Here is a 26,303-nt window from a genome sequence, read left to right as displayed (position 1 = left end):
AGATTCACCGCCATCCACAAGCCACCCTGGGGCCTAAAGGGGGGCGCCTTGCCATGCCGGATGTTCATCATACGAGCGGAAAACACCGCCAGTGTCCCAAAAAGTGCCACTCATGCCACACCCTCCGGGACAACCCTAGGTTTCCAAGCCCAGCCAGTCGCTCAAACCGCCCGAAGTGGCAAGGGCGATACCAACCAGTGCGCCCACAACCTGGCGCTCAGGCCATCGGCACCGACAGCGCGCCAGGCCAACAATTCGCCCACCGCCCATTGGTCGGCCTGCGGCAGGCCCTGCAACACGGCGTGCAACACCTGTGGCGGCCAGGTCATCAAGGTGCAGCCCTGGCTGGCCTGGCAGTCACGGGCGTCGCCGGTCAAACCCAGCACCGCCCCGGATACCAGCCAGGCGCCGGGGTGCAGGGTGCGTGTGCGCTCTGCAGGCGCCTGCTGCAGCAAGGCCGCCCGGGCCTGAGGCTCCTCCACCGAATGCGCCAGCGCCTGCCAGGCCAGCCAGGGATCTTCGGTCAGCGCCCCCAGGCGGGCACACAGGCGCTGCGCCACCGGCCCCAGCACCAGGCTGCCTTGCTGAACCAGTTGGTGCATTACCGCCGTCTCCAGTCGGCAGACCGCAGCCTCCGGCTCAGGCTGCTCAGCCAGCGCCTTCAGCAAGGCCTCCAACTCGGCCTGGGCGTCTTCGGTGGCGCCCCCGTCCCTCCAGGGGCGGACCTCGCGCAGGCGCCCTTGCAGCAAGAGCATGAAATCGGGCCCGCCACAGCGCTCATCCCGGCCAAAGTGCTGCAGCCGCCCGGCCTGCAGCAATGCCTCGCGGCCCTGCGCACTCAAGGAATGCAGGCCGCCGATGCGCCCGGCATCCAGGGCGGCCCCTTGGCCACGGCGCCCCGTGGTGCGCGCCCCGACGGGCACCGGAGGCACCACCCGGGCAGGCGTGCCACCAGGCGCTTGCCCCGTCGCCTCTGAAGCCACCGAGGCCTTGTCGCTGGCAGGCGCGGCCTCGCCCTGAGGTGGCCACAGAGCCCACGGGGGTGGCGTCTCGAAAGCCAGCCCCTCGCGCGACATGGCGTACCAGAAGCGCTCCAGAAAGGCCGAGGACAGCGCGCCCCGGTCCAGAAAGCGCGTGGTGTAAAAACGCGCCCCGTAGCGCAAGGTGCCGCTGCCGGGGTCGTTTGACATCAGCACCACGCTGGGTGCGGGGTGGCTGCAGATGCCGGGCAGGTCACTGCCCAGCACCTGCATCACGATGCGCATCACCTGGCCGGGCGGCCACTCACTGCTCACCTGCAACGGCACCAGATGCCGGTAGGGCTGCTCGCGTGGCACCAGCTCCAGTGACCGGCTGGTGAAATCACTGTTGGGCATCACCACCAGCGAGCCCCGATCGGTGCGCAGCGTGACCGAACGCCAACCCAGCGACACGATCTGCCCCTCCAGCTCGTCGCGACGCACATAGTCACCCACCTTGAGTCGCCGCTCGACTTCGATCGACACCCCGGCAAACAAGTGCCCCAACAGCGGCTGCAGTGCCAAGCCCACAATGGCCGACAGCAGCGCCGACGTGGCCAGCAGACGGCCCAGATCCTGCCCCAGGCCCCAGCCCATGAACACCAGCGCCAGCACGCCGAACAGCAGCATCGACAGCACCGACTGCAGCAGATCCGAGCCCGAACCCACGCGAAAGCGATGGCTGCCGCGCAGCAGGTGCACCAGCAGACGGCGCAGCACCAGCCCGAGCGCCAGTGCGCTGAAGCCCATGGCCAACGGCTTCAGCCAGGCGCCCTCGGCCAGCCAACCCGACAATTCGGGGTCGCTGCCCAGCGTCACCTGCATCAGCCACAACAGGGCCGCCAGGGCCAGGGTGATCAAGGGCCACATGAGGTCAGCTCCGAGGGTCTGTGTCCGCCACGGGCGCCGTGTCGGCAGGCACGGCTGGCGACGGCGCGGAAGTGGCGGTCGGCCCGGGTGAGGCGGCCGGGCGCCGCTCGATCAGACGCAGCGCATGGTCCATGCTGGCCTTGAGGCGCTGGATCGCGCGCTGCAGTTCCTCGAACTGGCCATGCCCCGGCGGCAGGGGCACCTCCTCCTGCGCCTTGTCCAAGGGCTTGTCCAGGCTGGTGGCCAGGGCCACGCGGGTCAGCGCCTCCAGCGGGCTGGTCACGTGGCGGCGCAACAGCAACAGCATCACCGCTGCGGCCAGCACAAACACACTGGTGATCGAGCCGATCGTCACCACCACGCTGTTGAAGGCCTTGGCCTCGGCCGGCGCCGTGCTCACCCGCACCAGCTGCAGGCCCACCACATCGCCCATGCGCCAGCCAAAGCCGTTGCCGGCGCCGTAGCGCGCCACCATGGCCTTGGGTGCCGCCTCCGGCGTGCTGTGGCAATACAGGCAGGCCGGCGAGCCCATGCGGATCGGGCGCGCCACGTAGTACTGCCGGTCCTGGCCTGCACCCAGTTCGCCACTGAGCTCCGTGCGTTGGGGATCGGCCTGGAAGGTACGCAGCAGCCCCACTTCCCAGTCGGTGGCCCGGTCATTCAGGTTGGTGGGGTTGAGCGAGCTCTCCCGGTATTGGTATTCGGGCAGTTTCTGCGCCAGCCGGCGCATGGCACTTTGCGCCGCAAAAGACGGCACCTGGGCCGCATGGAAGCTGCCCTTGTCGTCCAGGGCCTGCAAGGCCACGGCCACTTCCTCCGAGGTGTAGGCCCGCACCGCCATGGCCGTCTCCAGCACCATGTCGGCCTTCTGCTTGACCTCTTCACGAGCCTGGCGCGCCTCCAGTCGGTACGAGATGTAGCCGGCCGTGCAGATACCAAAGACAAAACACGAGGCAATGATCCCGGCAAAGCGGGTTTCCAGACGCATGACACCCCCTGAGCACCCCTGCCAGCCTGCGGCACCCAAGGCCGCAACGGCCCCATCGGGGCGTCAAAGACGACAGGGGTTCTTGATTCTTAGAATCCGCCGATCATCCTCGCCTCGCTGCCGTCTGCAAGCGCTGTTGCAGACGATGGAGCGTTCCAGCAACACCGATGGAGGCGCCCGCATGCTCTTCATCAAGCTGTCACATTCAGCCCCTGCGTTTTCACGATTCGTCTGCCGCCGCATCCAGGCCATCGAGCGCGCGCATGTTGTCCAGCAGCTTGAGCAGGTAGTGCAGGGTGTGCGTCAGGTCCCCCACCGAGAAGTCGTGCAGCGCCTGCTCGTAATAGGCATGGATCTTGGGCTGGGCCTTCACCGACCAGACCTGCTGCCCCACCTCGGTCATGGTCACCAGGCGCGAGCGCCGATCGCGGCCGTCGGGCGCGGTCTGGATATGCCCGTCGCGCTCCATGCGGCTGATCAGTCCTGACAGATTCTGCCGGCTCACCATCAGGTAGCGCGCCAGATCCCCCACGCTCATGCCGCCCTGCGCCTCCGGGCGCGACAAGGCCCCCAGCACCGCCCACTGCTGCGTCGTCAGGCCTTCATCCTCCACCGCCCTCGACCCGGTTTTATGCAACATATTTGCACATTGATAGAGCCGAAAGAACAACCTATTGGCCAATTCCATGCGGGCAATATCGGTATTTTTACTAGGGTTTTCCATAGTTATTCCAGCCTGAAAGCGGATTGCAGCCCACAACAGACCGAATCCATAATACGTCCATATGTTTACATATTTAAAAGCAAACATTCATTGAAAGCATAGGGCCAAAGCCCTCACCCAGGAGAAACACATGCAAGGATTGACAGACAAGACCGTGATCGTGACCGGCGGCGCCGGCGGCATTGGCAGTGCCACCTGCCGGCGCTTTGCGCGCGCCGGAGCCAAGGTGGCGGTGTTCGACCTGAACCTCGAAGCCGCCCAGAAGGTGGCCGAAGCCATCCAGGCCGATGGGGGGGTGGCCCTGGCCGTGCGCTGCGACATCACCTCGCGCACCGAGGTCGATGCCGCCGTCGCCACCACCGAAGCCGAGCTCGGCCCCATCGACGTGCTGGTCAACAACGCGGGCTGGGACATCTTCAAGCCCTTCACCAAGACCGTACCGGCCGAATGGGACCGCCTGATCGCCATCAACCTCACAGGCGCGCTGCACATGCACCACGCGGTGCTGCCGGGCATGGTGGCGCGCGGCGGCGGGCGCATCGTCAACATCGCCTCCGACGCGGCCCGCGGCGGCTCCTCGGGTGAGGCGGTGTACGCGGCCTGCAAGGGCGGCCTGGTGGCCCTGAGCAAAACCCTGGCGCGCGAGCACGCGCGCCACCAGATCACGGTCAATGTGGTCTGCCCCGGCCCCACCGACACCGCCTTGCTGGCCGGCGTGGCCGAGGGCGCCGCCAACCCCGAGAAGCTGATCGACGCCTTCAAGAAGGCCATCCCGCTGGGCCGCCTGGGCCAGCCCGACGACCTGGCCGGCGCCATCGCCTTCTTCGGCAGCGACGACGCGGCCTTCATCACCGGCCAGGTGATCAGCGTCTCCGGCGGCCTGACCATGCACGGCTGAGCGCCCCACCCACATCACCCCCACCTTTCTGGAGCAACACATGCAATTCGAAGACATCCTGTACGAGGTCCGCAACGGCGTGGCCTGGATCACCATCAACCGGCCCGAGAAGATGAACGCCTTCCGCGGCACCACCTGCGATGAACTCATCAAGGCCCTGAACAAGGCCGGCTACGACCGCGAGGTGGGCTGCATCGTGCTGGCCGGCGCCGGCGACCGGGCCTTCTGCACCGGTGGCGACCAATCGGCCCACGACGGCAACTACGACGGCCGCGGCACCATCGGCCTGCCCATGGAAGAGCTGCACACCGCCCTCCGCGACGTGCCCAAGCCCGTGATCGCCCGTGTGCAAGGCTTTGCCATCGGCGGCGGCAACGTGTTGTGCACGATCTGCGACCTGACCATCTGCTCCGACAAGGCCATCTTCGGCCAGGTCGGCCCCAAGATGGGCTCGGTGGACCCCGGCTACGGCACCGCCTTCCTGGCCCGCGTGGTGGGCGAGAAGAAGGCCCGCGAGATCTGGTACCTGAACAAGCGCTACTCCGGCCAAGAAGCCGTCGCCATGGGCCTGGCCAATGTCTGCGTACCCCCCGAACAACTCGACGCCACCGTGCAGGAGTGGGCCGAGACCATCTGCGAGCGCAGCCCCACCGCCATCGCCATCGCCAAGCGCAGCTTCAACATGGACACCGCCCACCAATCCGGCATTGCCGGCATGGGCATGTACGCCCTCAAGCTGTACTACGACACCGAAGAGTCGCGCGAAGGGGTGAAGGCCCTGCAGGAAAAGCGCAAGCCCGATTTCCGCCAGTACGCCAAATAAGCCCGGGAGCCCCGCGATGAACAACCCCTACATCGACGAAGACCTGCAGGCGCTGGCCGAACACGCGCGCCGCTTTGCCAACGGGCGCGTGGCGCCCGGCTTTCTGGAGCGCGACCAGACCCGCGTGCTCGACCGCCCCCTGATGCGTGAGATGGGCGAGATGGGCTTCATCGCGCCCGAGCTGCCCGAGCGCTTCGGCGGTCAGGGCCTGGGCTGCCTGGCCGCCGGCGTGATCCACGAAGAGATCGCCCGGGCTGATCTGAGCCTGTCCTACATCAACCTGCTGGCCTCGCTGAACGGCCAGATCCTGGCCGAACACGGCCAGCCCGAGGTGGTCCAGCCCTGGCTGGAAAAACTCACCCAGGGCCAGGCCCTGTTCGCCATCGCCCTGACCGAGCCACGCGGTGGCTCGGACGCGGCCAACCTGCGCCTGCGCATCGAGCGCGTGGGTGACGAGTACGTCATCAACGGCGAAAAGACCTCCATCTCGGCGGCCGACCAGGCCGATGCCTGCGTGGTGTTCGGTCGCACCGGGGCGGTGGACAGCGGCGCCCACGGCGTCACCGCCCTGCTGGTGCCCACCGACGTGCCCGGCCTCACCCGCAACCGCTTCGACTGCCATGGCCAGCGCGCCATCGGGCGCGGCTCGCTGTTCTTCGAGAATGTGCGCGTGCCCGTCAGCCACCGCCTGGGCGACGAGAACAAAGGCTTTGTGCAGGTCATGCAGGGCTTTGACTTCTCGCGCGCCCTCATCGGCCTGCAGGTGCTGGCTGTGGCCCGCGTGGCCCTCGAAGAAACCTGGGACTACGTGGCCCAGCGCGAGGCCTTCGGCAAACCGCTGTCGGCCTTCCAGGGCGTATCGCACCCGCTGGCCGACTTCGACACCCAGGTCACCGCCGCGCGCCTGCTGTGCCTGCAGACCCTGTGGCTCAAGGACCACCACCAGCCCCACACCGCCGAGGCCGCCATGTGCAAATGGTGGGCACCCAAGCTGGCCTACGAGGCCATCCACCAGTGCCTGCTGATGCATGGTCACGGCGGCTACGACCGCGGCCCCATGGAGCAGCGCCTGCGCGACGTGCTGGGCTTCCAGATCGGCGACGGCACGGCCCAGATCATGAAGACCATCGTGGCCCGCACCCGCGCCGGCCGCCAGGCTGTGCCCGCCTGATCCCCACGGGGTGACCTGCGCCACAGAGCGCGGGCGCCCTGCCCCCGCCAAGTAGAACCAGGAGACAAGACATGGAATTCGACGCCCTGCTGCTGCCCGCCCGGCGAGCCACCATGGTGGCCCAAGGCCTGTGGCACGACCGCACCCTCAACGACGCGCTGGCCGCCTGCGTGGCCGAATGCCCGGACAAGCTGGCCCTGACCGCCGTCCAGGTCAGCGGCGGCGCGCCCCAGCCCCAGACCACCCGCTTCACCTACCGCGAGCTGTCGTGCATGGCCGACCGCATCGCCGTCGGCCTGGCCCGCCTGGGCGTGGGCCGCAACGACGTGGTGGCCTGCCAGTTGCCCAACTGGTGGCAGTTCACCCTCACCTACCTGGCCTGCACACGCCTGGGCGCGGTGATGAACCCGCTGATGCACATCTTCCGCGAGCGCGAACTCAGCTTCATGCTGCAGCATGGCGAGGCCAAGGTCATGATCGCGCCCAAGACCTTCCGCGGCTTCGACTTCGAAGCCATGCACAGCGCCCTGCAACCCAGCCTGCCCCACCAGAAGCACCTGGTGATCGTGGATGGCGCTGGCGCCAACAGCTTCGAGGCCCTGCTCAGCGGCCCCGAGTGGGAGCGCAGCCCCGAGGCCGCCGACGTGCTGAGCCGCTCGCGCCCCGGCCCCGACGACATCACCCAGCTGATCTACACCTCGGGCACCACCGGCGAGCCCAAGGGCGTGATGCACAGCGCCAACACCACCCTGGCCAACATCATCCCCTACGCCCAGCGCCTGCAGCTGGGCGCCGATGACGTGGTGCTGATGGCCTCGCCCATGGCCCACCAGACCGGCTTCATGTACGGCCTGATGATGCCCATCGAACTGCGCGCCAGCGCCGTGCTGCAAGACATCTGGGAGCCACGCACCGCCATCGAAGTGATCAACCGCGAGGGCTGCACCTTCACCATGGCCTCGTCCCCCTTTCTGAGCGACCTGTCCAAGGCCGTGATCGACAGCGCCACCCCGGTGCCCACGCTGCGCAGCTTTCTGTGCGCCGGCGCGCCCATCCCCGGCCCGCTGGTGGAACAGGCCCGTCAATCGCTGGGCGCCAAGATCGTGTCGGCCTGGGGCATGACCGAAAACGGCGCCGTCACCCTGACCCGGCTCGACGACGCGGACGAGCGCTCGGTGAACACCGACGGCTGCCCGCTGCCCGGCGTCGAGATCAAAGTGGTCGATATCGACGGCCAGCCCCTGCCGCCCGACCAGATCGGCCGCCTGCTGCTGCGCGCCTGCTCCAACTTCGGCGGCTACCTCAAGCGCCCCCACCTCAACGGCACCGATGAGCAGGGCTGGTTCGACACCGGCGACCTGGCCCGCATCGATGCCCAAGGCTATGTGCGCATCACCGGCCGCAGCAAGGACGTGATCATCCGCGGCGGCGAGAACATCCCGGTGGTCGAGATCGAAGCCCTGCTCTTCAAGCACCCGGCGATTGCCATGGCCAGCATCGTGGCCTACCCCGACGAGCGCCTGGGCGAACGGGCCTGCGCCGTGGTCGTGCCGCGCCCCGGCCACAGCATCGACCTGCCCGCCATCGTCGACTTCCTCAAGAGCCAGCACGTGGCGCTGCAGTACATCCCCGAAAAGCTGGTGCTGCGACAGGAGATCCCGTCCACGCCGTCCGGAAAGATCCAGAAGTTCCGCCTGCGCGAGCTGCTGCGCGAAGGCCAACTCTGACCCGGGGCCAGGCCCCGCATCCAACACGGAGACAACCATGATTTCAAACACCTTGAGCGGCCTGCGCCGCAGCACCCTGGCCTTGATCGGCACCCTCCTCTGCGCGGGTCTGGCCCAGGCCCAGACACCGGCCTGGCCGAGCAAGCCGCTGCGCGTCGTGGTCGGCTTCGCCCCCGGCGGCACCACCGACGTGATGGCCCGACTGATCTCGCAACAACTGGCCGAGGCCCTGGGCCAGCCCGTGCTGGTCGACAACAAACCCGGCGCCAGCGGCAACATCGCGGCCGCCGAAGTGGCCCGCGCCGCCCCCGACGGCCACACCCTGCTGATCGCCCCCACCTCGGTCGAGACCGCCAACCCCTGGCTGTTCAAGTCCAACCTGCTGCCCTCGCGCGACCTGACGCCCGTGGTGGCCGTGGGCCGCACCCAGATGTACCTGGTGGCCAAGCCGCAAAGCACCGCGCACGACGTCAAAGAGCTGGTGGCCCAGGCCAAGGCCGCCCCCGGCAAGATGTCTTATGCCTCATCGGGCGCCGGCACCGCGCCCCACCTGGCCTGTGAGTTGTTCAAGGTGGCCACCGGCACCTTCGTCACCCACATCCCCTACCGGGGCGCCGCCCCCGCGCTGCAAGACGTGCTGTCGGGGCAGGCCGATTTCGTCTGCGACCCCGGCATCGCCTTCCCCCACATCCGCAGCAACAAGGTCAAGCTGCTGGGCATCGTCAGCGCCCGCCGCTCGCCCTTCTTCCCCGATGTGCCCACCGTGGCCGAGCAGGGCTTCCCCGGCGCCGACCTCGACATCTGGTTCGGTCTCTGGGCCCCCAACGGCACAGCACCCGAGGTGCTGGCCCGCCTGGGCCGCGAGGTGGCGTCCATCCTGAACCAGCCCAACGTCAAGGCCCGCTACGCCGACCTGGGCGGCGAGACCGCCTACCTCGACAACGCCGAGTTCCGCAAGCTGCTGATCGACGAGAACAAGCGCCTGGCCGCCCTCATCAAGCAGCAGAAAATCAATGTGGATTGAGCAGGAGACCCCGGTGCAAGACGACACCCCCATCCTCAGCGAAACCCAGGGCCGGGTGGCCCTGGTCCGGCTGAACCGGCCACGCCAGATGAACGCCCTCAACGACGCCCTGATGGACGCCCTGGGCGCCGCCCTGCTCGGCTTCGACGCCCGCGACGACATCGGCGTGATCGTCATCACCGGCAACGACAAGGCCTTTGCCGCCGGGGCCGACATCGCCCAGATGCAGGGCGCGGGCTATATGGACATGCTCCACAGCCAGTTCATCACCCGCAACTGGGAGACCATCCGCCAGGTGCGCAAGCCCGTGATCGCTGCCGTGGCCGGCCTGGCCCTGGGCGGCGGCTGCGAGCTGGCCCTGGCCTGCGACCTGGTGCTGGCGGCCCAGGGCGCGCGCTTCGGCCTGCCCGAGATCAAGCTCGCCCTGCTGCCCGGCGCCGGCGGCACACAACGCCTGCCACGTGCCATCGGCAAGGCCAAGACCATGGACATGTGCCTGAGCGCCCGCACCCTGAGCGCCGACGAGGCCGACCGCTGCGGCCTGGTCTCGCGCGTGCTGCCCGACGATCGCCTGCTGCCCGAGGCCCTGGCCCTGGCGCAACAGATGGCCGCCTATTCGGCGCCCGCGCTGATGGCCATCAAGGAATCGGTCAACCGGGCCTTCGAGGGCCCGCTGACCGAAGGCATCCTGTTCGAGCGCCGCGCCCTGTACGCCCGCTTTGCCAGCGCCGACGCGCAAGAGGGCATGAACGCCTTCCTGGAACGCCGTGCGCCCGAGTTCAGCCACCGCTGAGACGCCCGCGCTGCGTCAGAATCGGGCGCCAGGACCAGAAGCCCCAGGAGATCCCATGAAAGCAGCTTTCATCACCGGCCACGGCGGCAACGAGGTGGTCAGCGTGGGCGAGCGCCCCCTGCCCCCACGGGGCCCCGGCCAGGTGCTGGTGCGCCTGCGCGCCGCCACACTGAACCAGGTCGACCTGTACATGCGCAACAGCGGCGCCGGCATCCGCCACCAGTTGCCCCAGATCATGGGGCTGGACGGCTGCGGCGTGGTCGAAGAGGTGGGGCCTGAAGAAACCCGGCTGCGCCCGGGCCAGCGCGTGCTGGTCTACCCCGGCATCACCTGCGGGCGCTGCGAATTCTGCCTGGCCGGCCAGCCCGTGCTGTGCGCCAGCATGAGCCTGCTGGGCGAGCACCGCGACGGCACCTTTGCCCAGTACCTCAGCGTGCCGGCGGCCAACCTGTTCCCGGTGCCCGACCCCCTGGGCGATGCCGAGGCCGCGGCCCTGGGCGTGAACCACCTCACCGCCTGGCGCATGGTCAACACCCAGGCCCGGTTGCAGGCCCATGAGACGGTGCTGATCTTCGGCATCGGCGGCGGCGTGTCGCTGGCCGCACTGCAACTGGCCCGCCTGATCGGGGCCCGCACCATCGTCACCTCGCGCGACGAGCTCAAGCTGCAGCGCGCCCTGGCCCTGGGCGCGCACCATGCCATCCACAGCCAGCGCGAGGACGTGGCCCGCCAGGTCATGGCCCTGACCGACGGGCGCGGGGTGGACGTGGTGATCGAAAACGTGGGCGCCGCCGTGTGGGACAGCGCCCTGCGCTCGCTGGTGCGCGGCGGGCGCATCGTCACCTGCGGCGCCACCACCGGCGACCAGCCCCCAGCCGACCTGCGCCGGGTGTTCATCCGCCAGCTGCAGGTGCTGGGCTCCACCCTGGGCAACCCGGGCGAACTGGCCCAGGTGCTGGCCCTGTGCCAGCGCGGCCTGCTGCGCCCGGTGATCGACAGCGTCTACCCGCTGGACGAGGTGCACGCTGCGCTGGCACGCCTGGAGTCAGGCGCCCAGTTCGGCAAGATTGCGCTGAATTTGGAATGACGCCCCCACGGTCGTGCACTTCGTGTCACTCCCTGCCCCCCAAGGGGGCCGCAGGCCGCCTTGGGGCGGCCCGGCGCCGGCCTGACCTCTTCGTTCAAGGCTGGCTGAATTCCGAACGGGGCCTGACAGCCCTTCATTGCGTGCCACCCCTGGTGAGGCCACGATGCGCAGACTGCGTTCACCCTGTACAAGCTGGCGCCAAGCAGGTCACGGCGTTGCAGGCTCTGCTGAGCCCGGCGCCATGGCGGCCAGGGTGCGGGTGCGGAACTCACGCGGGGTCTGGCCGGTGTGCTTGCGGAAGAAGCGGGTGAAGTAGGCCTCGTCCACAAAGCCCAGGTGGTCGGCCACCTGCTTGATGCTGTTGCGCGTGTAGACCAGCTCGCGCTGGGCCTCGTGCACGATGCGGGCATTGATCACCTCCAGGCTGGAGTGGCCCAGCAGCTCGCGGCACAGGCGCGTGAGCTGGCCCGGTGAAATGCCCAGGTGCTCGGCGTAGGCCTGCAAGGGCCAGCGCTGGCGGAAGTGCGCATCCACCAGGCTGCGAAAGCGCTCGATCTGCTGCGCCTTGCGCGAGTTGGCGTGCGGGCCGGAGCCCTGCTGCAGCTGTTGCACACGCGCGATCTGCACCAGCACCGCCATCAGCAGCGACAGCCCCGCCGCCACCTGCCCCAGGGCGCAGGCCCGGGCCTCGCGCTCCACCGCCAGAAACAGAGGCATCAGGTTGTCCAGCGCCCGCTCCTGCCCCTGCAGCGACAGCACGGCGGGGCGGCGCAGGGTCTGCAGCAGCTCGGGCATCACCACCGCCGCCAGCGACTCCAGCGGGCGCTGCGCCGCCGTCACCACCGGGCCATCGACATCGGGCGTGAAGTGAAAGCCATGCACGGTCTGTGCAGGCACCAGCAGCAGGCAGGGGGCCTGCACCTCGGTGCGGCTGTGGTCGATGAAGACCTCGCCACCGCCACGTTGCAACAGCAGGATCTGCAAAAACGCGCCATGCGTGTGCGGCTTGATGTCGAAGTTGTAGGGCACCGAGCGCTGCGGGATCCATTCGAAATCGAAGCCGGCCTCCCAGCCCGGGGGGTCCTGGTCGCCGTACAGCGCGTAGTTGGGAATGATTCTGGACATGCGGGAGAGGGTGGCTTGATTTGCACGAATTGTCCAATTGTTGGCCCGAATCGTCAAAGGCGGAAAGCGCCTGGAATCCAACAATCCGCCGGGTCAAACCAAGGAGACAAGATGAAGCAAGAAGCCGAGGCCGGCCGCGACTGGCTGGGCCTGCAAGAACGGGTGTGCGTGGTCACCGGCGCGGGCAGCGGCATTGGCGCCGCCATCGCCGAGAGCCTGGTGGCCGCCGGTGCCCAGGTGGCCCTGCTGGACCGCCAGGCCGAGGCCGCCCAGGGCGTGGCCGCCCGCATCGACCCCACCGGCCGCAACACCCTGGTGGTGCCCTGCGATGTGAGCGACACGGCCAGCGTGGCCCGGGCGGCCAGCGCGGTGCGCCAGCACTTCGGCCCCTGCCAGAGCCTGATCAACAACGCCGGCCTGCTGCGCGCCGGCCCGCTGCAAAGCGTGAGCCTGGACGACTGGAACACCGTGCTCGCCGTGAACCTGACCGGCTACCTGCTGTGCGCGCGCGAGTTCGCCCCCGCCATGTGCGAGCAAGGCGCGGGCAGCATCGTCAACGTGGCCTCGATCGCAGGGCAGTTTCCGCAGACCGGCAGCGGCGCCTACAGCGCCAGCAAGGGCGGCGTGCTGCTGCTGTCGCGCCAGATGGCTGTGGAGTGGGGCCCGCGCGGCGTGCGCAGCAATGCGGTGTGCCCCGGCATGATCCGCACCGCGCTGTCGGCCAGGTTCTACGAAGAGCCGGGCTTCGAGGCCAAGCGCGCCGCCGTCACCGCCAGCCGCCGCATCGGCGAGCCGCAGGACATCGCCGACGTGGTGCTGTTCCTGGCCAGCCCGCGCAGCGCCTATGTCAACGGTGCCGAGCTCAATGTCGACGGCGGCATGAGCTCGATGCTGATGGACATGGTGCCCCGCCCCGGTTTCAACCAGACCGCCTGACCCCCGCCCCGGAGACCCCCATGACCCCTCAATACGAATGCGACCTGATCGTCGTCGGCTCCGGCGCTGCCGGCCTGGCCACCGCCATCACCGCCCAATCGCGCGGCCTGAAGGTGGTGGTGCTGGAGAAAGAACCCGTCTTCGGCGGCACCACCGCCCTGTCAGGCGGCGTGCTGTGGATTCCGCTGGGCCCGCACGGCCGCCAGCAGAACGCTGCAGACCACCGCGACGCGGTGCGCCAGTACCTGATGAACGAGACCGGCAAGTTCTATGACGAGGCCAGCGTCGAGGCCTTCCTGGACAACGGAGCGCGTATGGTCGAGTTCTTCCAGCGCGAGACCGCCATGCAGTTCGTGCCCACGCTCTACCCCGACTACCACCCCGACGTGGGCGGTGGCGTGGACATCGGCCGCTCCATCCTGGCGGCGCCCTTCGACATCCGCACGCTGGGGGCCGACATGGCCCGGCTCAAGCCGCCGCTCAAGACCATCACCTTCATCGGCATGATGTTCAACTCGTCGAACGCCGACCTGAAGCATTTCTTCCGCGCCACCAAGTCGCTCACCTCCTTCGTGTACGTGGCCAAGCGCCTGGTCACCCACCTGAAGGAACTGGCCCTGTACCGGCGCGGCATCCAGGTCACCAGCGGCAATGCGCTGGCGGCCCGGCTGGCGCACTCGGCCCTGCAGCGCGGCATCCCCATCCGCACCAGCACCCCGGTGCGCGAACTGCTGATCGAGGACGGCCGCGTGCAAGGCGTGGTGGCCGAGGGCGAACACGGGCGCCAGACGCTGCGCGCCCGCCACGGTGTGGTGCTGGCCTGCGGCGGCTTTCCGCATGACGCCAAACGCATCGCCCAGGCCTACCCCCATGTGCAACGCGGCGGCGAGCACCTGTCACCCACGCCCACCAGCAACACCGGCGACGGCGTGCGCCTGGCCGAGGCCGCGGGCGGCGTGGCCGACATCCGCTTCGGCGACAGCGCGGCCTGGATGCCCGTGTCACGCGTGCCCTTCGGCCAGGGCGAGTTCGGCGTGTTCCCGCACCTGCTGGACCGCTACAAGCCCGGCGTGATCGGCGTGCTGCGCAATGGCCGGCGCTTCACCAACGAGTCCAACTCGTACCACGACGTGGGCGCCGCCCTGATCCGCGCCTGCGAAGGCCAGAGCGAGACCGCCATGTGGCTGGTCTGCGACAAGAGCACCCTGGCCAAGTACGGCCTGGGCTATGTGAAGCCGGCACCGATGCCGATCGGCCGCTTCCTGCGCAACGGCTACCTGTTCGAGGGCCGCACCCTGGCCGATCTGGCGAAGGCCACCGGCATCGACGCGGCGGGCCTGGAGGCCACCGTGCGCGCCTACAACGTGGACGCGGTGCGCGGTGAAGACCCGGCCTTCGGCCGCGGCCGCACCAGCTTCAACCGCTACCTGGCCGACCCCGAGCACCGCCCCAACCCCTGTGTGGCCCCGGTGCAGACCGGGCCCTTCTATGCGGTCAAGGTGCTGATGGGCGACCTGGGCACCTTCGATGGCCTGCAGACCCGCGTCACCGGCGAGGTGCTGAAGCGCGACGGCAGCGTGATCGAGGGCCTGTACGCCGTGGGCAACGACCGCGCCAGCATGATGGGCGGCAACTACCCGGGCGCCGGCATCACCCACGGGCCCAACATGACCTTCGGCTTTGTCACCGCCCACCACATCGCCGACCAGGCTGGAGCCCGCGCATGAACCTGCAAATGCCCCCCCTGTCCACCCCCGCCAAACCCTTGGTGGACCACCGCATCTACACCATCGCGCTGCGCAAGATGCCCGAGTTCCTGGAGGTGTTCAACCGCCTGGCCATGCCGGTGCTGCTGCAGACCCTGGGCCACCCGCTGGGCTTCTACACCAGCCTGGTCGGGCCGCAGAACCAGTTCGTGCACCTGTGGGGCTACGACAGCCTGGCCGACTACGAGCAACGCTGCGCCGCACGTGACAACCACCCCGACTTTGCCGCCTACCTGGCTGCCTCGGGCCACCTGATCACGGCGCAGGAGACGCGGTTGATCCGCGCCACCGCCCTGCCTTCGGTGCCCCCGCTGCCCGCTGTGCGCGCAACCTAGGGAAACCCCGAGTCACCCATGCACGATTTGTCCTGCTTTTTGCGCCAATCGTGATGGGTTGAGCAGCCCTCGAAAAACACAATCTGCCCCAGACCCCAGGCCCCTGCCAGGGCCCACGAGAGCCCACAAGAGCCCACAAGAGCCGCCCCAAGGCGGCCACACCCAACCCTCCCAGAGGAGACAAACATGAGTTCACACCTCGCCCCCAACGGGGCGCCGGTCGCTGCACGCCCGGTGGCACTGATCACCGGCGCCGCCCAGGGCATCGGCTGGGCCTGCGCCCAGGCCCTGGCCGCCCAGGGCTGGTCCGTGGCCCTGCTCGACCTGGACGGCACCAGCGCCGCACAGCGCGCCGCCGAGCTGGGCCCCGAGCACCTGGGCCTGGCCTGCGATGTGACCCAGGGCGAGGCGGTTGAAGCCGCCGTGCAGGCCGCGCTGGCCCGCTTCGGCCGGCTCGACGGCCTGGTCAACAACGCCGGCATCGGCGACCAGACCGGCCCCACCGTGGCGCAGAGCGCCGCCGCCTTCGACCGCGTGCTGGCCGTGCACCTGCGCGGCAGCTTTCTCATGAGCCAGGCCCTGGGCCGGCATTGGCTGGCCCAGCCCACCCGGACCGGCGAGGCCGTCGGCCAGCCCCGTGGCGCCATCGTCAACCTGGCCTCCATCGCCAGCCTGGGTGGCCTGCCCACGCGCAACGCCTACAGCGCGGCCAAGGCCGGCGTGCTGGGCCTGACCCGCGCCCTGGCCTGCGAGTGGGCCCGAGCCGGCATCCGCGTCAATGCCGTGGCCCCGGGCTATGTGCAGACCGCCCTGGTGGGCGAGCTGGCGCGCCAGGGTGCGCTCGACGCGGCCGCCATCGCCCAGCGCACGCCCCTGGGCCGCCTGGCCGAGCCCGCCGAGGTGGCCGCCGTGATCGCCTTTCTGCTGTCGCCGCAGGCCAGCTACGTCACCGGCGCGGTGCTGCCGGTGGACGGCGGCTGGAGCGCTTTTGGCGCGCCCGACAACACCCTGCCCCCTCTCCCTCTCTGACCCCCTGAAAGCCGACATGCTGACCATCAACTTGTTCAACGGCCTGGTCTACGGCGCATTGCTGATCGTGATGTGCTCGGGCCTGGCCCTCATCTATGGCCTGCGCCGGGTGGTGAATTTCGCCCACGGCTCGCTCTACATGCTGGGTGCCTACCTGGGCTACTCGATTGCCGCGCACAGCAACTTCTGGGTCGCGCTGGTGGCCGCCCCGGCCCTCATGGCCGTGCTGGGCGTGCTGCTCGACCGCTATGGCTTTCGCCTGCTGCAAGACCGCGACCCGCTCAGCGTGGTGCTGGTCACCTTCGGCCTGCTGCTGGTGATCGAAGACGCGGTGCAGACCGTCTGGGGCAAGAGCAACCTCTCGATGGCCGTGCCCGAGCTGCTCAACACCTCGCTCGACCTGCTGGGCACCCCCGTGCCGGCCTACCGCCTGGCCGTGATCGGCGCCGGCATCACCGTGGCCCTGGGCCTGAGCCTGTGGCTGCGCTTCAGCAAGATCGGCCTGTTCGTGCGCGCCGCCAGCACCGACCCCGTGACCACCGCCATGCAGGGCGTGAACACCGATGTGCTGAGCGCCGGCGTGGTGGGCCTGGGCACCGCCCTGGCCGGCCTGGCCGGGGTGGTGGCCGCGCCCTTTCTGTCGCTGTCGCCGGCCATGAGCAGCGACGTGATCATCGACTCCTTCGTGGTCGTGGTGGTGGGCGGGCTGGGCTCGCTGGCCGGGGCCTTCATCGCCGCCATGGTGCTCGGAATGATCCAGGCCCTGGGCGCGGTCTACCTGCCCGATGTGGCCGTGCTGCTGCCCTTTGCCGTGATGGTGGGCGTGCTGATCTGGAAGCCCGCCGGCTTTGCCGGCAGCCGCACCTGACCCCCCTTTTTCCTGGTTTTCCCTGGATCTGTCCCATGACCTTCTTCCACTCCCTTCCGATTCGCCTGCTGGCAGGCGCCGTGGTCGGCGCTGCGCTGGCGCTGTCGATCAGCTCGGGCACCGTGCTGTCCCTGCTCACCCAGGCCACCATCTATGCCGTGTTCGCCCTGGGCGTAGGCCTGCTGCTGCGCCAGAACGGCATGGTCAGCTTCGGCCATGCGCTTTACTTCGGCAGCGCCGGCTACGGCGTGGGCCTGCTGCTGCAGCAACAGGTGATGCCGCCCGAGCTGGCCCTGCTGCTGACCCTGCTGGGCCTGGGCCTGGTGGCCTTCCTGATCGGCCTGGTGATCGTGCGCGTGCCGGGCGTGGCCTTCGGCATGCTCACCCTGGCCATCGGCCAGGTGTTCTACCTCAGTGCCTCGCGCTCGCGCGGCCTGACCGGTGGTGCCGATGGCATGAACATCGACTGGCCGGCGCGCCTGTTCGGCATCGAACTGTCGCTGCTGCTGCAGCCCAAGGGCCTGTTCCTGCTGAGCTGGGCGGTGCTGCTGTTGGTGATGGCCGGGCTGACGCTGCTGCTGCGCACCCGCTTCGGCGCCATCACCGAGGCCGTGCGCGACAACGAGGAGCGCGCCCGCTTCATCGGCATCCGCACCCTGGTGCCGCGTGCCGCCATCTATGCGCTGTCGGCCATGGTGACCGGGCTGGCCGGCCTGCTGGCGGCCCTCAACACCGGCTTTGTGTCGCCCGAGAACCTGCACTGGAGCCTGTCGGGCGTGGCCCTGATGATGGTGGTGGTGGGCGGCTACAAGGCCTTGTGGGGCCCGGCCCTGGGCGCCGTCGTGTACTTCCTGGCCAAGGACGTGCTGGGCGACTACGCCAACCACTGGATGGCCATCTTCGGCATCGCCCTGATCACCGTCATCGTGTTCGCCCCCACCGGCCTGGCCGGTGCGCTGGGCCAACTCCTGCGACCGCGCGCCGCCAAGCCGGCCCGCCGCACCGCCCCCGCAGCCCACTGAGAGCACGGAGAGAAAGCCCCATGAACCCTTCATACGCATTGCAGGCCGAGGACGTGGCCATCCACTACGGCGGCGTGAAAGCCCTGGACGGTGTCTCGCTGACGCTGGAGCCGGGCCAGATCCGCGGTCTGATCGGCCCCAACGGCGCGGGCAAGAGCACCGTGATCGACGCCATCACCGGGCGCCGCCGCCTGACCCGCGGCACGGTGCACCTCAAGGGCCAGGACGTGAGCGCCCTGGGCGCCACCGAGCGGCGCCAGCGCGGCCTGTCGCGCAGCTTCCAGCGCACCAGCGTGTTCAGCCAGATGCCGGTGCGCAAGCAGGTGGAACTGGCCTCGCACAAGATGGGCGTGGCCGACTCGCACGCCGACGCCGATGCGGTGCTGCGCGAGCTCGAACTGCTGGACCTGGCCGACATCACGGCCGACGAACTGGGCTACGGCGAACAACGCCGCCTGGACCTGGCGCTGGCCCTGGTGGGCCGCCCCGGCGTGCTGCTGCTCGACGAGCCCATGGCCGGCCTGTCGGTGAAAGAGTCGCACGACCTGGCGCGCCACCTGAAGGCGCTGACCTCGCGCTGGGAGGTCTCGGTGCTGCTGGTCGAACACGACATGGACGTGGTGTTCGGCATCTCGGATGCCGTCACGGTGTTTGAACTCGGGCGCGTGATCGCCAGCGGCGAGCCCGCCGCCGTGCGCGCCAACCCTCGCGTGCGCGAGGCTTACCTCGGGAGTGCCGCATGAGCGCCTTGCTGAACCTTGAACAGGTCGATGCCTTCTATGGATCGGCCCACATCCTGCACCGACTGAGCCTGACGGTGCAGCCCGGCGAACGCGTGGCCCTGATCGGGCGCAACGGCGTGGGCAAGACCACGGTGGTGAACACCATCCTGGGCCTGGCCAGCCTGCGTGGCGGGCGCATCCGGCTGGGTGCGCGCGAGCTGCCCCGGCCGCGCCCCTACCTGGCGGCGCAGAACGGCGTGGTGGTGGTGCCCCAGGGGCGGCGCATCGTGGCCAACCTGACGGTGGAGGAGAACCTGCTGCTCGGTGCCGCCAACGGTCGCAAAGGCCCCTGGACCGTGCCCGAGATCTACCGCCTGTTCCCCATCCTGCAAGAGCGTGCCCACACCCCGGGCACCGCGCTGTCGGGCGGGCAGCAGCAGATGCTGGCGGTGGGCCGGGCCCTGATGGCCAACCCCTCGCTGATCCTGCTCGACGAGCCCACCGAGGGCCTGGCCCCGGTGATCGTCGACCAGTTGGGTCAGATCTTCAACGCCGTGGCCGACCAGGGCACGGCCCTGCTGCTGATCGAACAGAACATGAGCCTGGTGGTGCGCGTGGCCGAGCGCTACTGCGCCATGGCCAAGGGCTCGGTGGTGGCGCAGGGGCGGGTCGAGAACTCGCCCGCCGGTCTGCGCGACCTTGAAGCCCATGTGATGGTCTGAACCCATTTTTCCCCCGTAAAACCCAAGGAGACACACCATGATCCAAGCCAACCCCCTGACCCTGGCCCTCGCCGCCCTGCTGGCATCGGCCCCCCTCGCCACCCTCGCCCAAGGCAAAGACCCGGTGCGCGTCGGCCTGGTCACCTCCAAGTCGGGCGTGTTCGCCCAGCAGGGCGAGGAGGTGCTGCGCGCCGTGCAGTTCGCCATCGACGAGGCCAATGCCGCGGGCGGCGTGGATGGCCGCAAGGTCGAGGTGCAGATCGCCGACGACGAGGGTACGCCCGATGCCGGGCGCCGAGTGGCCGAGAAGCTCGCGCGCGACGGCTACAACCTGCTGATCGGGGCCATCCCCTCGTCGATCTCGCTGGCCATTGCGCAGAATCTGGAGCGCTGGGATGCCGCCTACTTCGTGGTCGCCAGCAAATCGGACAAGCTCACCGGCGACACCTGCAAGCCACGCAGCTTCCGCACCAACCATGCCGATGCGATGGACATCGCCATGATCAACGTCTGGGCCAAGGACCTGAAAGAGAAGTCGTTTGCCGTGCTGGCGGCCGACTATGTGTGGGGCCGCGACTCGGGTGAGTCGTTCAAGAAGGCCGCCGAGGCGGCCGGCAAGAGCGTGCCGCTGTCGCTGTACGTGCCCATGGGCACCAAGGATTTCTCACCCTACATCGCCCAGTTGAAGGCCGCCAATGTCGAGGCCATCTGGGTGGCCGAGATCGGCCGCGACGCGATCGCCTTCGTCAAGCAGGCGCAGGAGTTCGGCCTGATCCCGGCCAAGAAGCTGATCGGCCACGCGCTGATCCTGAACTTCATGGTCAACGCCACCGGCGACGCCTTGAAGGACACCGTGGGCACCACCGGCTACACCCCCGACATCGCCACCCCGCGCAACAAGGCCTTTGTGGCCGCCTGGAAGGCCAAGTTCAATCGCCTGCCCACCGACAACGAAGGCCAGGCCTACAACGGGGCCCAGGTGATGTTCGAAGGGGTGCGCAAGGCGGCCAGTGCCAAACCGGGCGACGTCAGCAAGGCCTTGCGTGGCGCCAGCTTCGACAGCCTGTACGGCCCGGTCACGATGCGCAGCCAGGACAACCAGCTGCTGCTGCCCAACTTCGTGGGCCGCGCCAAGGTGGTGGACGGCGTGCTGCGCCCCACCATCGAGCGTCAGTTCGAAGCCTCGATCACACCGGCACCCTCGCCGCTTTGCAAAATGTGATGGCGGCCATCCGGAGCGACGGGAGAGCTCAATTTCCGTCAAATCCGATCAACATGAAGTGAAAAGGCGGGGTTTCCACCAACTTCTTCACAGGCCGACGATTCCGAGAGGGCGCCAGAATAGGATCATCAAGGCGATGACCCGGCCCCCTCCTCATGGATCGCAACACACTGATTGATCGCCTGTTCCGTTGGCTGGAAGCACTCCCCCGGCAGCACATCTGGCTGCTCGGGGTGGGCCTGAGCGTGCTGATGGTGGAATTGCTGGTCGCCCCCATCGGCTACCTGATCAAGGGCCATGTGCCGCCCGACTACCTGTTCACCGGCCTGGTGACTGCCGTGCTGGTCGCCTCCGTGGTGCTGTGGCTGGCCGGCCGCGTGCTGCAGCGCGCGGCCCGGCAGAGCCTGCGCCAGCAGCTGCGGATGCAGCACCTCATCTTTGAGACCACGCCGTTGGGCGTGCTGACCCTGGACGCCCAGCTTCAGGTGACCCGCATCAACCCCGCCGCCCTGCAGCGCATGCAGCCTCTGGGCCTGAACATGCAGTCCGCCTTGGCCGATTGGTGGCACCCCGATGACCTGCCCACCGTGCGCCGACATCTGCAGCAGCTGAGCACTGAAAGCGGTCGACTGATTCTGCAGAACCAGCGCATCACCGGCCCCACGGGGCGTGTGATCTGGGTCGATCTGGCGCTGAGCAGCCTGGTGCGCAGCAGCGGCGAGGGCGAGGGCGTGCTGCTGATCCTGACCGACGTGAGCCAGCGCCACGAGGCGGAGCAGGCGATCCAGAAGCTGGCCTATTTCGACGCCCTCACCGGCCTGCCCAACCGGCGCCTGATGCAGGACCGGCTGCAACAGGCCCTGGCCAGCCGCCAACAGGGCGAAGGCCACGCCCACGGGGCGGTGATCTTCATCGACCTGGACAACTTCAAGACCATCAACGACACGCTGGGCCACCAGGTGGGCGACCGCTTTCTGCAGACCGTGGCCGAGGCGCTGGGCCGTTGCCTGCGCCAGGGCGATACCCTGGCCCGACTGGGTGGCGACGAGTTCGTGGTGATCCTGCCCGAACTGGATGCCAGCCCCGCCGTGGCCGCCCTGGACACGGCCCGTGTGGCCAAGAAGATCCTGGCCCAGCTGGAACAGGTGCTGGGCCAGGCCTACCCGGGCTTCCCGACCAGCGCCAGCCTGGGGGTGGTGCTGTTCCGCCCGGGTGGCCCCGATTGCGACGAACTGCTGCGCCGCGCCGACATCGCCATGTACCAGGCCAAGGCCGCCGGGCGCAACACCTTCCGCTTCTTCGAGGAGGCCATGCAAAACGAGGTGAACCAGCGGGCCGCGCTGGAGACGGAGCTGCGCCGGGCGCTGCCGGGGCAACAGCTGTTCTGCCTGTACCAGCTGCAGGCGCGCGAGGTGGGTGGTCTCTGCGGCGCCGAGCTGCTGCTGCGCTGGCGCCACCCGCAAGCGGGCGTGCTGTTGCCCGAGCAGTTCATCGGGCTGGCCGAGCAGAGCCAGCAGATCCAGGCCATCGGCCAATGGGTGCTGGAGCAGGCCTGCGCCCAGCTGGCGCTGTGGCGCGGCCAGCCCCTGCTGCAGGAGCTCTACCTGAGCGTGAACGTGAGCCCGGTGCAGTTTGCCCAGGCCGATTTCGTGAGCCAGGTGTTGCAGGCCCTGGAGCGCCACCAGGTGCCGCCGGGCCGCCTGCGCCTGGAAATCACCGAAAGCCTGATCCTGCAAGACCTGGAGAGCTGCGCGCGCAAGCTGGCCCAGTTGCGGGCGCATGAGGTGCGCTTGGGGGTGGACCACTTCGGGGCGGGCCACTCTTCAGCCGCCGATCTGTCGCGGCTGCCACTGGATCAGCTCAAGCTGTCACGCCGCATCGTGCAGGGCCTGCCCGACGACCGCCAGGCCATCGTGGTGGTGAAGACGCTGATCGACACGGCCCACAACCTGGGGCTGGAGCCGGTGGCCGTGGGGGTCGAGACCGAGGCTCAGCGCGAGCAACTGCTGGCCCTGGGCTGCAGCACCTTCCAGGGCCATGCCCTGGGCCAGCCCGTGCCGGTGGACGAGTTGGCGCAGCAGCTCATGGTCAGGCAACTCAGCCCGGGTTGAACCGCAGGGTCACTGTCCGCTCAGTGCCCGACCGGGTCGTCCACTTGGGCCACCATGCGCGCCGAGGCGTTGAAGCCGCCCTGCCCGTCATAGCCCCCGATGCGCTGCACGAACTCGAAGAAGAATCGACCGTCAAAGCGCTCGGTGTAGATGTGCAGGTAGGCGCCATCGGCGCTGGCGTCGTACAGGATGCCGGCCTCGCGCAGGCTTTGCAGCAGGGCGGGCTCGATGTCGAGCCGGGTCGGCAGGTCGTCGTAGTAGTTGGGCGACACCGGCACAAAGGCCACGCCGCGCTCGCGCAGGCGCCTCACCGTGCCGACCAGATCGGCGCAGGCGAAAGCAATGTGCTGCACCGCCGCCCCGCCCTGCTGGCGCGCATCGCGGGCCGTGCGGGTGCGCTGGCTGTCGGACACATTGAGCACCAGGCGCACGCTGCGGGCTGGGTTGAACACCGCCTGGTTGCGCACCAGGCCGAAGGGGTCGGCAATGTTGACGCTGTCGCCGGTCTCCAGGCCCAGCACGGCGCGCGAGAACAGCACCCAGGTGTCGCGCTGGTCCAGCGCCAGGCCCAGGCCCAGGTGGTCGATGTGCTGCAGATCGGCCACGGCGGGCTGCTCGGGCAGGGGCGCCAGCTCGAAGTCGGCCTCGAACAAGCCCATCTCGCCCAGGGCGGCCGGCACGAAGTAGTTCAGGTTGCCACCGGGCACCACGATGGCAGGCACGTGCATCTCGCTCGGGCCGATGGGGCCGTCGTAGCGTTGCGAGCACATGGCGGTGGCGCGGTTCACCGCGGCCAGCGGGCTGCCGGTGCGCAGGCCCCAGGCACACACCGAGGGGCCATGCGCCTCGAAGCGCTGGCTGGCCACCGAGCCCGGTTGGGCGTTCACGATCAGGTTCACGCCGCCCTGGCGGTACAGATCCACCGCCTTGGAGCGGTGCCGGCCCACGCGCTCGAAACCCATCTGGCCCAGCCAGCGACCGAGGTCGGCGGCCGACTCGCCCTGGGCGGCAAATTCGAGGAAGGAAAAGCCCTCCAGCGCGGGCGCGGCCGGCGGGCTGAACAGCTCCACCTGCAGCGGGGCGGCGGCCGGGGTGCCGGGCGCTGCGGCCTCGCGCAGCTTGCGCACCTCGCTTTCCAGGTGCAACAGCGAGCGCATGGCATCCACCGCGATGCGGCGGTTGGGCGTGCCGCGGAACACATCGTTGAAGATCTCCAGCGACAGCGGTCCGCTGTAGCCGGCCTCCAGCACGCGCTGCAGAAAAGGCACCACGGGCAGTTGGCCCTGGCCCGGAAAATTGCGGTGGTGGCGCGCCCAGTGCAGCACGTCGAGCTGCATCCAGGGCGCATCGGCCATCTGCAGGAAAAAGATCTTGTCGCCCGGGATGTCGGCGATGGCGCTCGGGTCGTCGCGCAGCGACAAGGTGTGGAAGCTGTCCAGGATCAGACCCAGGTGCGGGTGATTGGCGCGGCGCACGATGTCCCAGGCCTGGCCATACAGGTTCGTGACACGGCCCCAGGCCAGGGCCTCGAAGCCCACGCGCAGGTTGCGCCGGGCGGCCCGCTCGGCGAGTTCGTACAACTGGGCGGCCGCCAGATCCGGGTCGTCGATCACGGCCGGCGAGGTGTTGGAGCAGCACAGCATCAGCTGGGCGCCCATGTCCTGCATCAGGTCGAACTTGCGCTCGGCCCGGTCCAGGCTTTTGCGGAACAGCGGCTCGGGCATGGCCTCGAAATCGCGAAAGGGCTGGAACAGGTCGATGCCCAGGCCCAGGTCTTGCGCCATGCGGCCCAGATCGCGCGCCGAACCGGTGAAGTGGGTGAAATCGTTCTCGAACAGCTCGATGCCGTCGAAACGGGCGGCGGCAATCGCCTCCAGCTTTTCACGCAAGGTGCCGCTGAGGGAGACGGTGGCAATGGAACGGCGCATCGGAGTCAGGCCCGGAAAAACAATTCATGAAACGACAAGGCCTGGAGCACAGCCCCAGGCCCTCCAAGAGGCCCCAAGGGGCCCTTGATCAGAAACGATGAACAACGCCCACCTGGAAGCCGCTGATGGTGCGGCCGTTCACGTCGGTACCGGCGAAGTTGGGCGCCAGGCCTGCCGAACCCGAGGGACGGAAGCCGGCATTGGTGTCGTTGCGCATGGTTTCCCACAGGGCCGACAGCGTGGTGCGCTTGGACAGGGCGTAGTACGCACCGATCGAGCCGCCGTTGGCGTTCTGGCCAGCACCCGACTTGTCGCTGATGCGGCCGTACAGGGCACCCACGCGCAGCTGCGGGCTCACGTTGTAATCGGCCGAGACCTGGAACACGTCAAAGGTGCGGTTCACGCTGGCGCTGGTCCAGCTGACGGCACCGCCCACATTGCCCAGCACCTGGGCGGCGTTGTTGCCGTTGGCACTCGAGGCAATGTTGTTCGACTTGATGTACACGGCGTAGACCTTGCCCTTGCCGTAGTCGTAGTTGGCGTACAGGTTGTGATAGAACACATTGGCATTGATCGCCGCGTTCTGCGGGGCCTTGGCCTGCAGGCCGGCGTAACCCACGCGGAACGGGCCGTTCAGGTAGTCCGCGGCCAGTTGGGTGATGGGCGTGGTGACCTGGCCGGTGGTGGCGCTGGCTTGCTGCTGGGCGAAATGGCCTTCAAGTTGCAGGCCGGCCCAACGCGGCGAGATGTAGGACACGTCGTTGTCGTAGCGCGAAGGCACGCCGAAGTTGTTGACGATCGAGCCCAGCGTGCGCGAGGTGTAGTCGATGTAATCGCCACGGTAGAAGATGGCGGTGTTCTGGCGACCGATGCGGACTTCACCCAGGCTGCTGTCGGCCAGGCCGACCCAGCTTTGGCGGTCGAAGGCGCGGCTGGCGTCTGCGGTGGCGCCCGACACGGCGGCAATGCCCATTTCGAGCTGGAACTTGGCCGACAGACCGCCGCCCAGGTCTTCCACGCCGCGGAAGCCCAGACGGCTGCGCAGGTCCTTGCCATCTTGCAGGGTGTTCAGCTTGGCACCGCTGCTGCTGGTCATGTGGTTGAAGTATTGGTCGATGCTGCCGTAGATGGTCAGGCTGGATTGGGCCTGGGCGGCACCGGCCAGGCCGAGGGCCATGACGGCGGCGATGATGGGGTTTGTCTTCTTCACGGAGTGCTCCTGGTGACTTTGTTTTGACTTGCTTGTGCGTTTCAATCGGCGCGTTGCTCAGACTCATCACCCGTTTGCGTGCCGGGTGAACAAAACAGCGTCGGCACGCGGGCCGGCGCTCTTTTGCAGGGGGCCCGGGCTGCTGTCGTCAGCAACCCGGGGGAACAGGTATCCAGGCATCGT

General features: G+C 68.6%; 23 protein-coding genes. 17 read left to right on the top strand and 6 right to left on the bottom strand.

Annotation, left to right across the window (positions count from 1 at the left end; translation table 11 throughout):
• Positions 1-161: 161 nt before the first annotated feature.
• The 3 genes from L880_RS36665 to L880_RS0113010 all read right to left on the bottom strand — a co-directional run bounded on the left by L880_RS36665 (position 162) and on the right by L880_RS0113010 (position 3,601).
• Positions 162-1,889: a mechanosensitive ion channel family protein gene (locus tag L880_RS36665; RefSeq protein ID WP_027476054.1), complete on the bottom strand. Its 1,728-nt coding sequence runs from the start codon at positions 1,887-1,889 to the stop codon at positions 162-164.
• A gap of 4 nt (positions 1,890-1,893) precedes the next feature.
• On the bottom strand, positions 1,894-2,877 hold the full coding sequence (locus L880_RS0113015) for a Tll0287-like domain-containing protein (RefSeq protein WP_027476053.1): 984 nt from the start codon (positions 2,875-2,877) through the stop codon (positions 1,894-1,896).
• Positions 2,878-3,097: 220 nt separating this feature from the next.
• Positions 3,098-3,601, bottom strand: coding sequence for a MarR family winged helix-turn-helix transcriptional regulator (locus L880_RS0113010; RefSeq protein ID WP_027476052.1), 504 nt, complete (start codon positions 3,599-3,601; stop codon positions 3,098-3,100).
• 130 nt (positions 3,602-3,731) lie between these two features.
• On the opposite strand from L880_RS0113010, the gene badH reads away from it, so the two are divergent.
• From badH to L880_RS0112975, 7 genes are all read left to right on the top strand, one after another.
• Positions 3,732-4,499, top strand: coding sequence for a 2-hydroxycyclohexanecarboxyl-CoA dehydrogenase (gene badH / locus L880_RS0113005; protein ID WP_027476051.1), 768 nt, complete (start codon positions 3,732-3,734; stop codon positions 4,497-4,499).
• 40 nt (positions 4,500-4,539) lie between these two features.
• Complete coding sequence (gene badI / locus L880_RS0113000) at positions 4,540-5,322, top strand: 2-ketocyclohexanecarboxyl-CoA hydrolase (protein WP_027476050.1); 783 nt, start codon at positions 4,540-4,542, stop codon at positions 5,320-5,322.
• 16 nt (positions 5,323-5,338) lie between these two features.
• On the top strand, positions 5,339-6,493 hold the full coding sequence (aliB, locus tag L880_RS0112995; RefSeq protein ID WP_027476049.1) for a cyclohexanecarboxyl-CoA dehydrogenase: 1,155 nt from the start codon (positions 5,339-5,341) through the stop codon (positions 6,491-6,493).
• 71 nt (positions 6,494-6,564) lie between these two features.
• Positions 6,565-8,220, top strand: coding sequence for a cyclohexanecarboxylate-CoA ligase (gene aliA, locus L880_RS0112990; protein ID WP_027476048.1), 1,656 nt, complete (start codon positions 6,565-6,567; stop codon positions 8,218-8,220).
• A gap of 37 nt (positions 8,221-8,257) precedes the next feature.
• Entirely contained in the window at positions 8,258-9,244 is a 987-nt protein-coding gene (locus tag L880_RS0112985) for a Bug family tripartite tricarboxylate transporter substrate binding protein (RefSeq protein ID WP_027476047.1), read from the top strand.
• Positions 9,234-10,037, top strand: a complete 804-nt coding sequence (locus L880_RS0112980) for an enoyl-CoA hydratase-related protein (protein WP_051443280.1) — start codon at positions 9,234-9,236, stop codon at positions 10,035-10,037. Before L880_RS0112985 ends, L880_RS0112980 begins: the two co-directional genes overlap by 11 nt.
• Before the next feature lie 55 nt (positions 10,038-10,092).
• A complete protein-coding gene (locus L880_RS0112975) occupies positions 10,093-11,124 on the top strand; it encodes a zinc-binding dehydrogenase (RefSeq protein ID WP_027476045.1) in 1,032 nt (343 codons plus the stop codon).
• Positions 11,125-11,331: 207 nt separating this feature from the next.
• Here the strand turns inward: L880_RS0112975 and L880_RS0112970 are convergent, their stop codons facing one another.
• A complete protein-coding gene (locus tag L880_RS0112970; protein ID WP_027476044.1) occupies positions 11,332-12,249 on the bottom strand; it encodes a helix-turn-helix domain-containing protein in 918 nt (305 codons plus the stop codon).
• 111 nt (positions 12,250-12,360) lie between these two features.
• Between L880_RS0112970 and L880_RS0112965 the strand changes: the two genes are divergently transcribed.
• From L880_RS0112965 to L880_RS36660, 10 genes are all read left to right on the top strand, one after another.
• Positions 12,361-13,185 carry an SDR family NAD(P)-dependent oxidoreductase gene (locus tag L880_RS0112965; protein WP_027476043.1) on the top strand — a complete coding sequence of 275 codons (825 nt, stop codon included), beginning with the start codon at positions 12,361-12,363 and terminating at the stop codon, positions 13,183-13,185.
• 20 nt (positions 13,186-13,205) lie between these two features.
• Entirely contained in the window at positions 13,206-14,912 is a 1,707-nt protein-coding gene (locus L880_RS0112960) for an FAD-dependent oxidoreductase (RefSeq protein ID WP_027476042.1), read from the top strand.
• On the top strand, positions 14,909-15,286 hold the full coding sequence (locus tag L880_RS0112955) for an NIPSNAP family protein (protein WP_027476041.1): 378 nt from the start codon (positions 14,909-14,911) through the stop codon (positions 15,284-15,286). The genes L880_RS0112960 and L880_RS0112955 overlap by 4 nt, the downstream gene beginning before the upstream one ends.
• Before the next feature lie 186 nt (positions 15,287-15,472).
• Positions 15,473-16,315 (top strand): SDR family NAD(P)-dependent oxidoreductase, encoded by an 843-nt coding sequence (locus L880_RS0112950; RefSeq protein ID WP_043329372.1) that lies wholly within the window; start codon positions 15,473-15,475, stop codon positions 16,313-16,315.
• A 16-nt stretch (positions 16,316-16,331) separates the two neighbouring features.
• Positions 16,332-17,183, top strand: coding sequence for a branched-chain amino acid ABC transporter permease (locus tag L880_RS0112945; RefSeq protein WP_027476039.1), 852 nt, complete (start codon positions 16,332-16,334; stop codon positions 17,181-17,183).
• Between the two features lie 35 nt (positions 17,184-17,218).
• Positions 17,219-18,205 carry a branched-chain amino acid ABC transporter permease gene (locus L880_RS0112940; protein ID WP_027476038.1) on the top strand — a complete coding sequence of 329 codons (987 nt, stop codon included), beginning with the start codon at positions 17,219-17,221 and terminating at the stop codon, positions 18,203-18,205.
• 20 nt (positions 18,206-18,225) lie between these two features.
• Positions 18,226-18,948 carry an ABC transporter ATP-binding protein gene (locus L880_RS0112935; RefSeq protein WP_027476037.1) on the top strand — a complete coding sequence of 241 codons (723 nt, stop codon included), beginning with the start codon at positions 18,226-18,228 and terminating at the stop codon, positions 18,946-18,948.
• Complete coding sequence (locus L880_RS0112930; protein ID WP_027476036.1) at positions 18,945-19,649, top strand: ABC transporter ATP-binding protein; 705 nt, start codon at positions 18,945-18,947, stop codon at positions 19,647-19,649. Before L880_RS0112935 ends, L880_RS0112930 begins: the two co-directional genes overlap by 4 nt.
• A gap of 37 nt (positions 19,650-19,686) precedes the next feature.
• Entirely contained in the window at positions 19,687-20,871 is a 1,185-nt protein-coding gene (locus L880_RS0112925; RefSeq protein WP_027476035.1) for an ABC transporter substrate-binding protein, read from the top strand.
• Positions 20,872-21,026: 155 nt separating this feature from the next.
• Entirely contained in the window at positions 21,027-22,982 is a 1,956-nt protein-coding gene (locus L880_RS36660; protein ID WP_051443279.1) for a putative bifunctional diguanylate cyclase/phosphodiesterase, read from the top strand.
• 20 nt (positions 22,983-23,002) lie between these two features.
• Here L880_RS36660 and L880_RS0112915 read toward each other — a convergent pair whose 3' ends face one another.
• Together L880_RS0112915 and L880_RS0112910 are read right to left on the bottom strand one after the other, a co-directional pair.
• Positions 23,003-24,910, bottom strand: a complete 1,908-nt coding sequence (locus L880_RS0112915; protein ID WP_027476034.1) for a bifunctional sugar phosphate isomerase/epimerase/4-hydroxyphenylpyruvate dioxygenase family protein — start codon at positions 24,908-24,910, stop codon at positions 23,003-23,005.
• Between the two features lie 88 nt (positions 24,911-24,998).
• Positions 24,999-26,087, bottom strand: coding sequence for a porin (locus L880_RS0112910; protein ID WP_027476033.1), 1,089 nt, complete (start codon positions 26,085-26,087; stop codon positions 24,999-25,001).
• Positions 26,088-26,303 lie beyond the last annotated feature (216 nt).

This window comes from Curvibacter gracilis ATCC BAA-807 (genome assembly GCF_000518645.1).
GTDB classification, from domain to species: domain Bacteria; phylum Pseudomonadota; class Gammaproteobacteria; order Burkholderiales; family Burkholderiaceae_C; genus Curvibacter; species Curvibacter gracilis.
Note: the sequence above shows the minus strand (reverse complement) of the source record. Positions and strands in the feature narration are given on the sequence as shown.

What these genes read in the sequence shown, in the direction of transcription:
- L880_RS36660 (WP_051443279.1), top strand. Translation starts at nt 21,027, where the DNA reads ATGGATCGCAACACACTGATTGATCGCCTGTTCCGTTGGCTGGAAGCA.
- L880_RS0112980 (WP_051443280.1), top strand. Translation starts at nt 9,234, where the DNA reads ATGTGGATTGAGCAGGAGACCCCGGTGCAAGACGACACCCCCATCCTC.
- aliB (WP_027476049.1), top strand. Translation starts at nt 5,339, where the DNA reads ATGAACAACCCCTACATCGACGAAGACCTGCAGGCGCTGGCCGAACAC.
- L880_RS0112915 (WP_027476034.1), bottom strand. Translation starts at nt 24,910, where the DNA reads ATGCGCCGTTCCATTGCCACCGTCTCCCTCAGCGGCACCTTGCGTGAA.
- L880_RS0112985 (WP_027476047.1), top strand. Translation starts at nt 8,258, where the DNA reads ATGATTTCAAACACCTTGAGCGGCCTGCGCCGCAGCACCCTGGCCTTG.
- badH (WP_027476051.1), top strand. Translation starts at nt 3,732, where the DNA reads ATGCAAGGATTGACAGACAAGACCGTGATCGTGACCGGCGGCGCCGGC.
- L880_RS0112940 (WP_027476038.1), top strand. Translation starts at nt 17,219, where the DNA reads ATGACCTTCTTCCACTCCCTTCCGATTCGCCTGCTGGCAGGCGCCGTG.
- L880_RS0112910 (WP_027476033.1), bottom strand. Translation starts at nt 26,087, where the DNA reads ATGGCCCTCGGCCTGGCCGGTGCCGCCCAGGCCCAATCCAGCCTGACC.
- L880_RS0112960 (WP_027476042.1), top strand. Translation starts at nt 13,206, where the DNA reads ATGACCCCTCAATACGAATGCGACCTGATCGTCGTCGGCTCCGGCGCT.
- L880_RS0112925 (WP_027476035.1), top strand. Translation starts at nt 19,687, where the DNA reads ATGATCCAAGCCAACCCCCTGACCCTGGCCCTCGCCGCCCTGCTGGCA.
- aliA (WP_027476048.1), top strand. Translation starts at nt 6,565, where the DNA reads ATGGAATTCGACGCCCTGCTGCTGCCCGCCCGGCGAGCCACCATGGTG.
- L880_RS0112930 (WP_027476036.1), top strand. Translation starts at nt 18,945, where the DNA reads ATGAGCGCCTTGCTGAACCTTGAACAGGTCGATGCCTTCTATGGATCG.
- L880_RS0112950 (WP_043329372.1), top strand. Translation starts at nt 15,473, where the DNA reads ATGAGTTCACACCTCGCCCCCAACGGGGCGCCGGTCGCTGCACGCCCG.
- L880_RS0113015 (WP_027476053.1), bottom strand. Translation starts at nt 2,877, where the DNA reads ATGCGTCTGGAAACCCGCTTTGCCGGGATCATTGCCTCGTGTTTTGTC.
- L880_RS0112975 (WP_027476045.1), top strand. Translation starts at nt 10,093, where the DNA reads ATGAAAGCAGCTTTCATCACCGGCCACGGCGGCAACGAGGTGGTCAGC.
- L880_RS0112955 (WP_027476041.1), top strand. Translation starts at nt 14,909, where the DNA reads ATGAACCTGCAAATGCCCCCCCTGTCCACCCCCGCCAAACCCTTGGTG.
- badI (WP_027476050.1), top strand. Translation starts at nt 4,540, where the DNA reads ATGCAATTCGAAGACATCCTGTACGAGGTCCGCAACGGCGTGGCCTGG.
- L880_RS36665 (WP_027476054.1), bottom strand. Translation starts at nt 1,889, where the DNA reads ATGTGGCCCTTGATCACCCTGGCCCTGGCGGCCCTGTTGTGGCTGATG.
- L880_RS0112945 (WP_027476039.1), top strand. Translation starts at nt 16,332, where the DNA reads ATGCTGACCATCAACTTGTTCAACGGCCTGGTCTACGGCGCATTGCTG.
- L880_RS0112935 (WP_027476037.1), top strand. Translation starts at nt 18,226, where the DNA reads ATGAACCCTTCATACGCATTGCAGGCCGAGGACGTGGCCATCCACTAC.
- L880_RS0113010 (WP_027476052.1), bottom strand. Translation starts at nt 3,601, where the DNA reads ATGGAAAACCCTAGTAAAAATACCGATATTGCCCGCATGGAATTGGCC.
- L880_RS0112970 (WP_027476044.1), bottom strand. Translation starts at nt 12,249, where the DNA reads ATGTCCAGAATCATTCCCAACTACGCGCTGTACGGCGACCAGGACCCC.
- L880_RS0112965 (WP_027476043.1), top strand. Translation starts at nt 12,361, where the DNA reads ATGAAGCAAGAAGCCGAGGCCGGCCGCGACTGGCTGGGCCTGCAAGAA.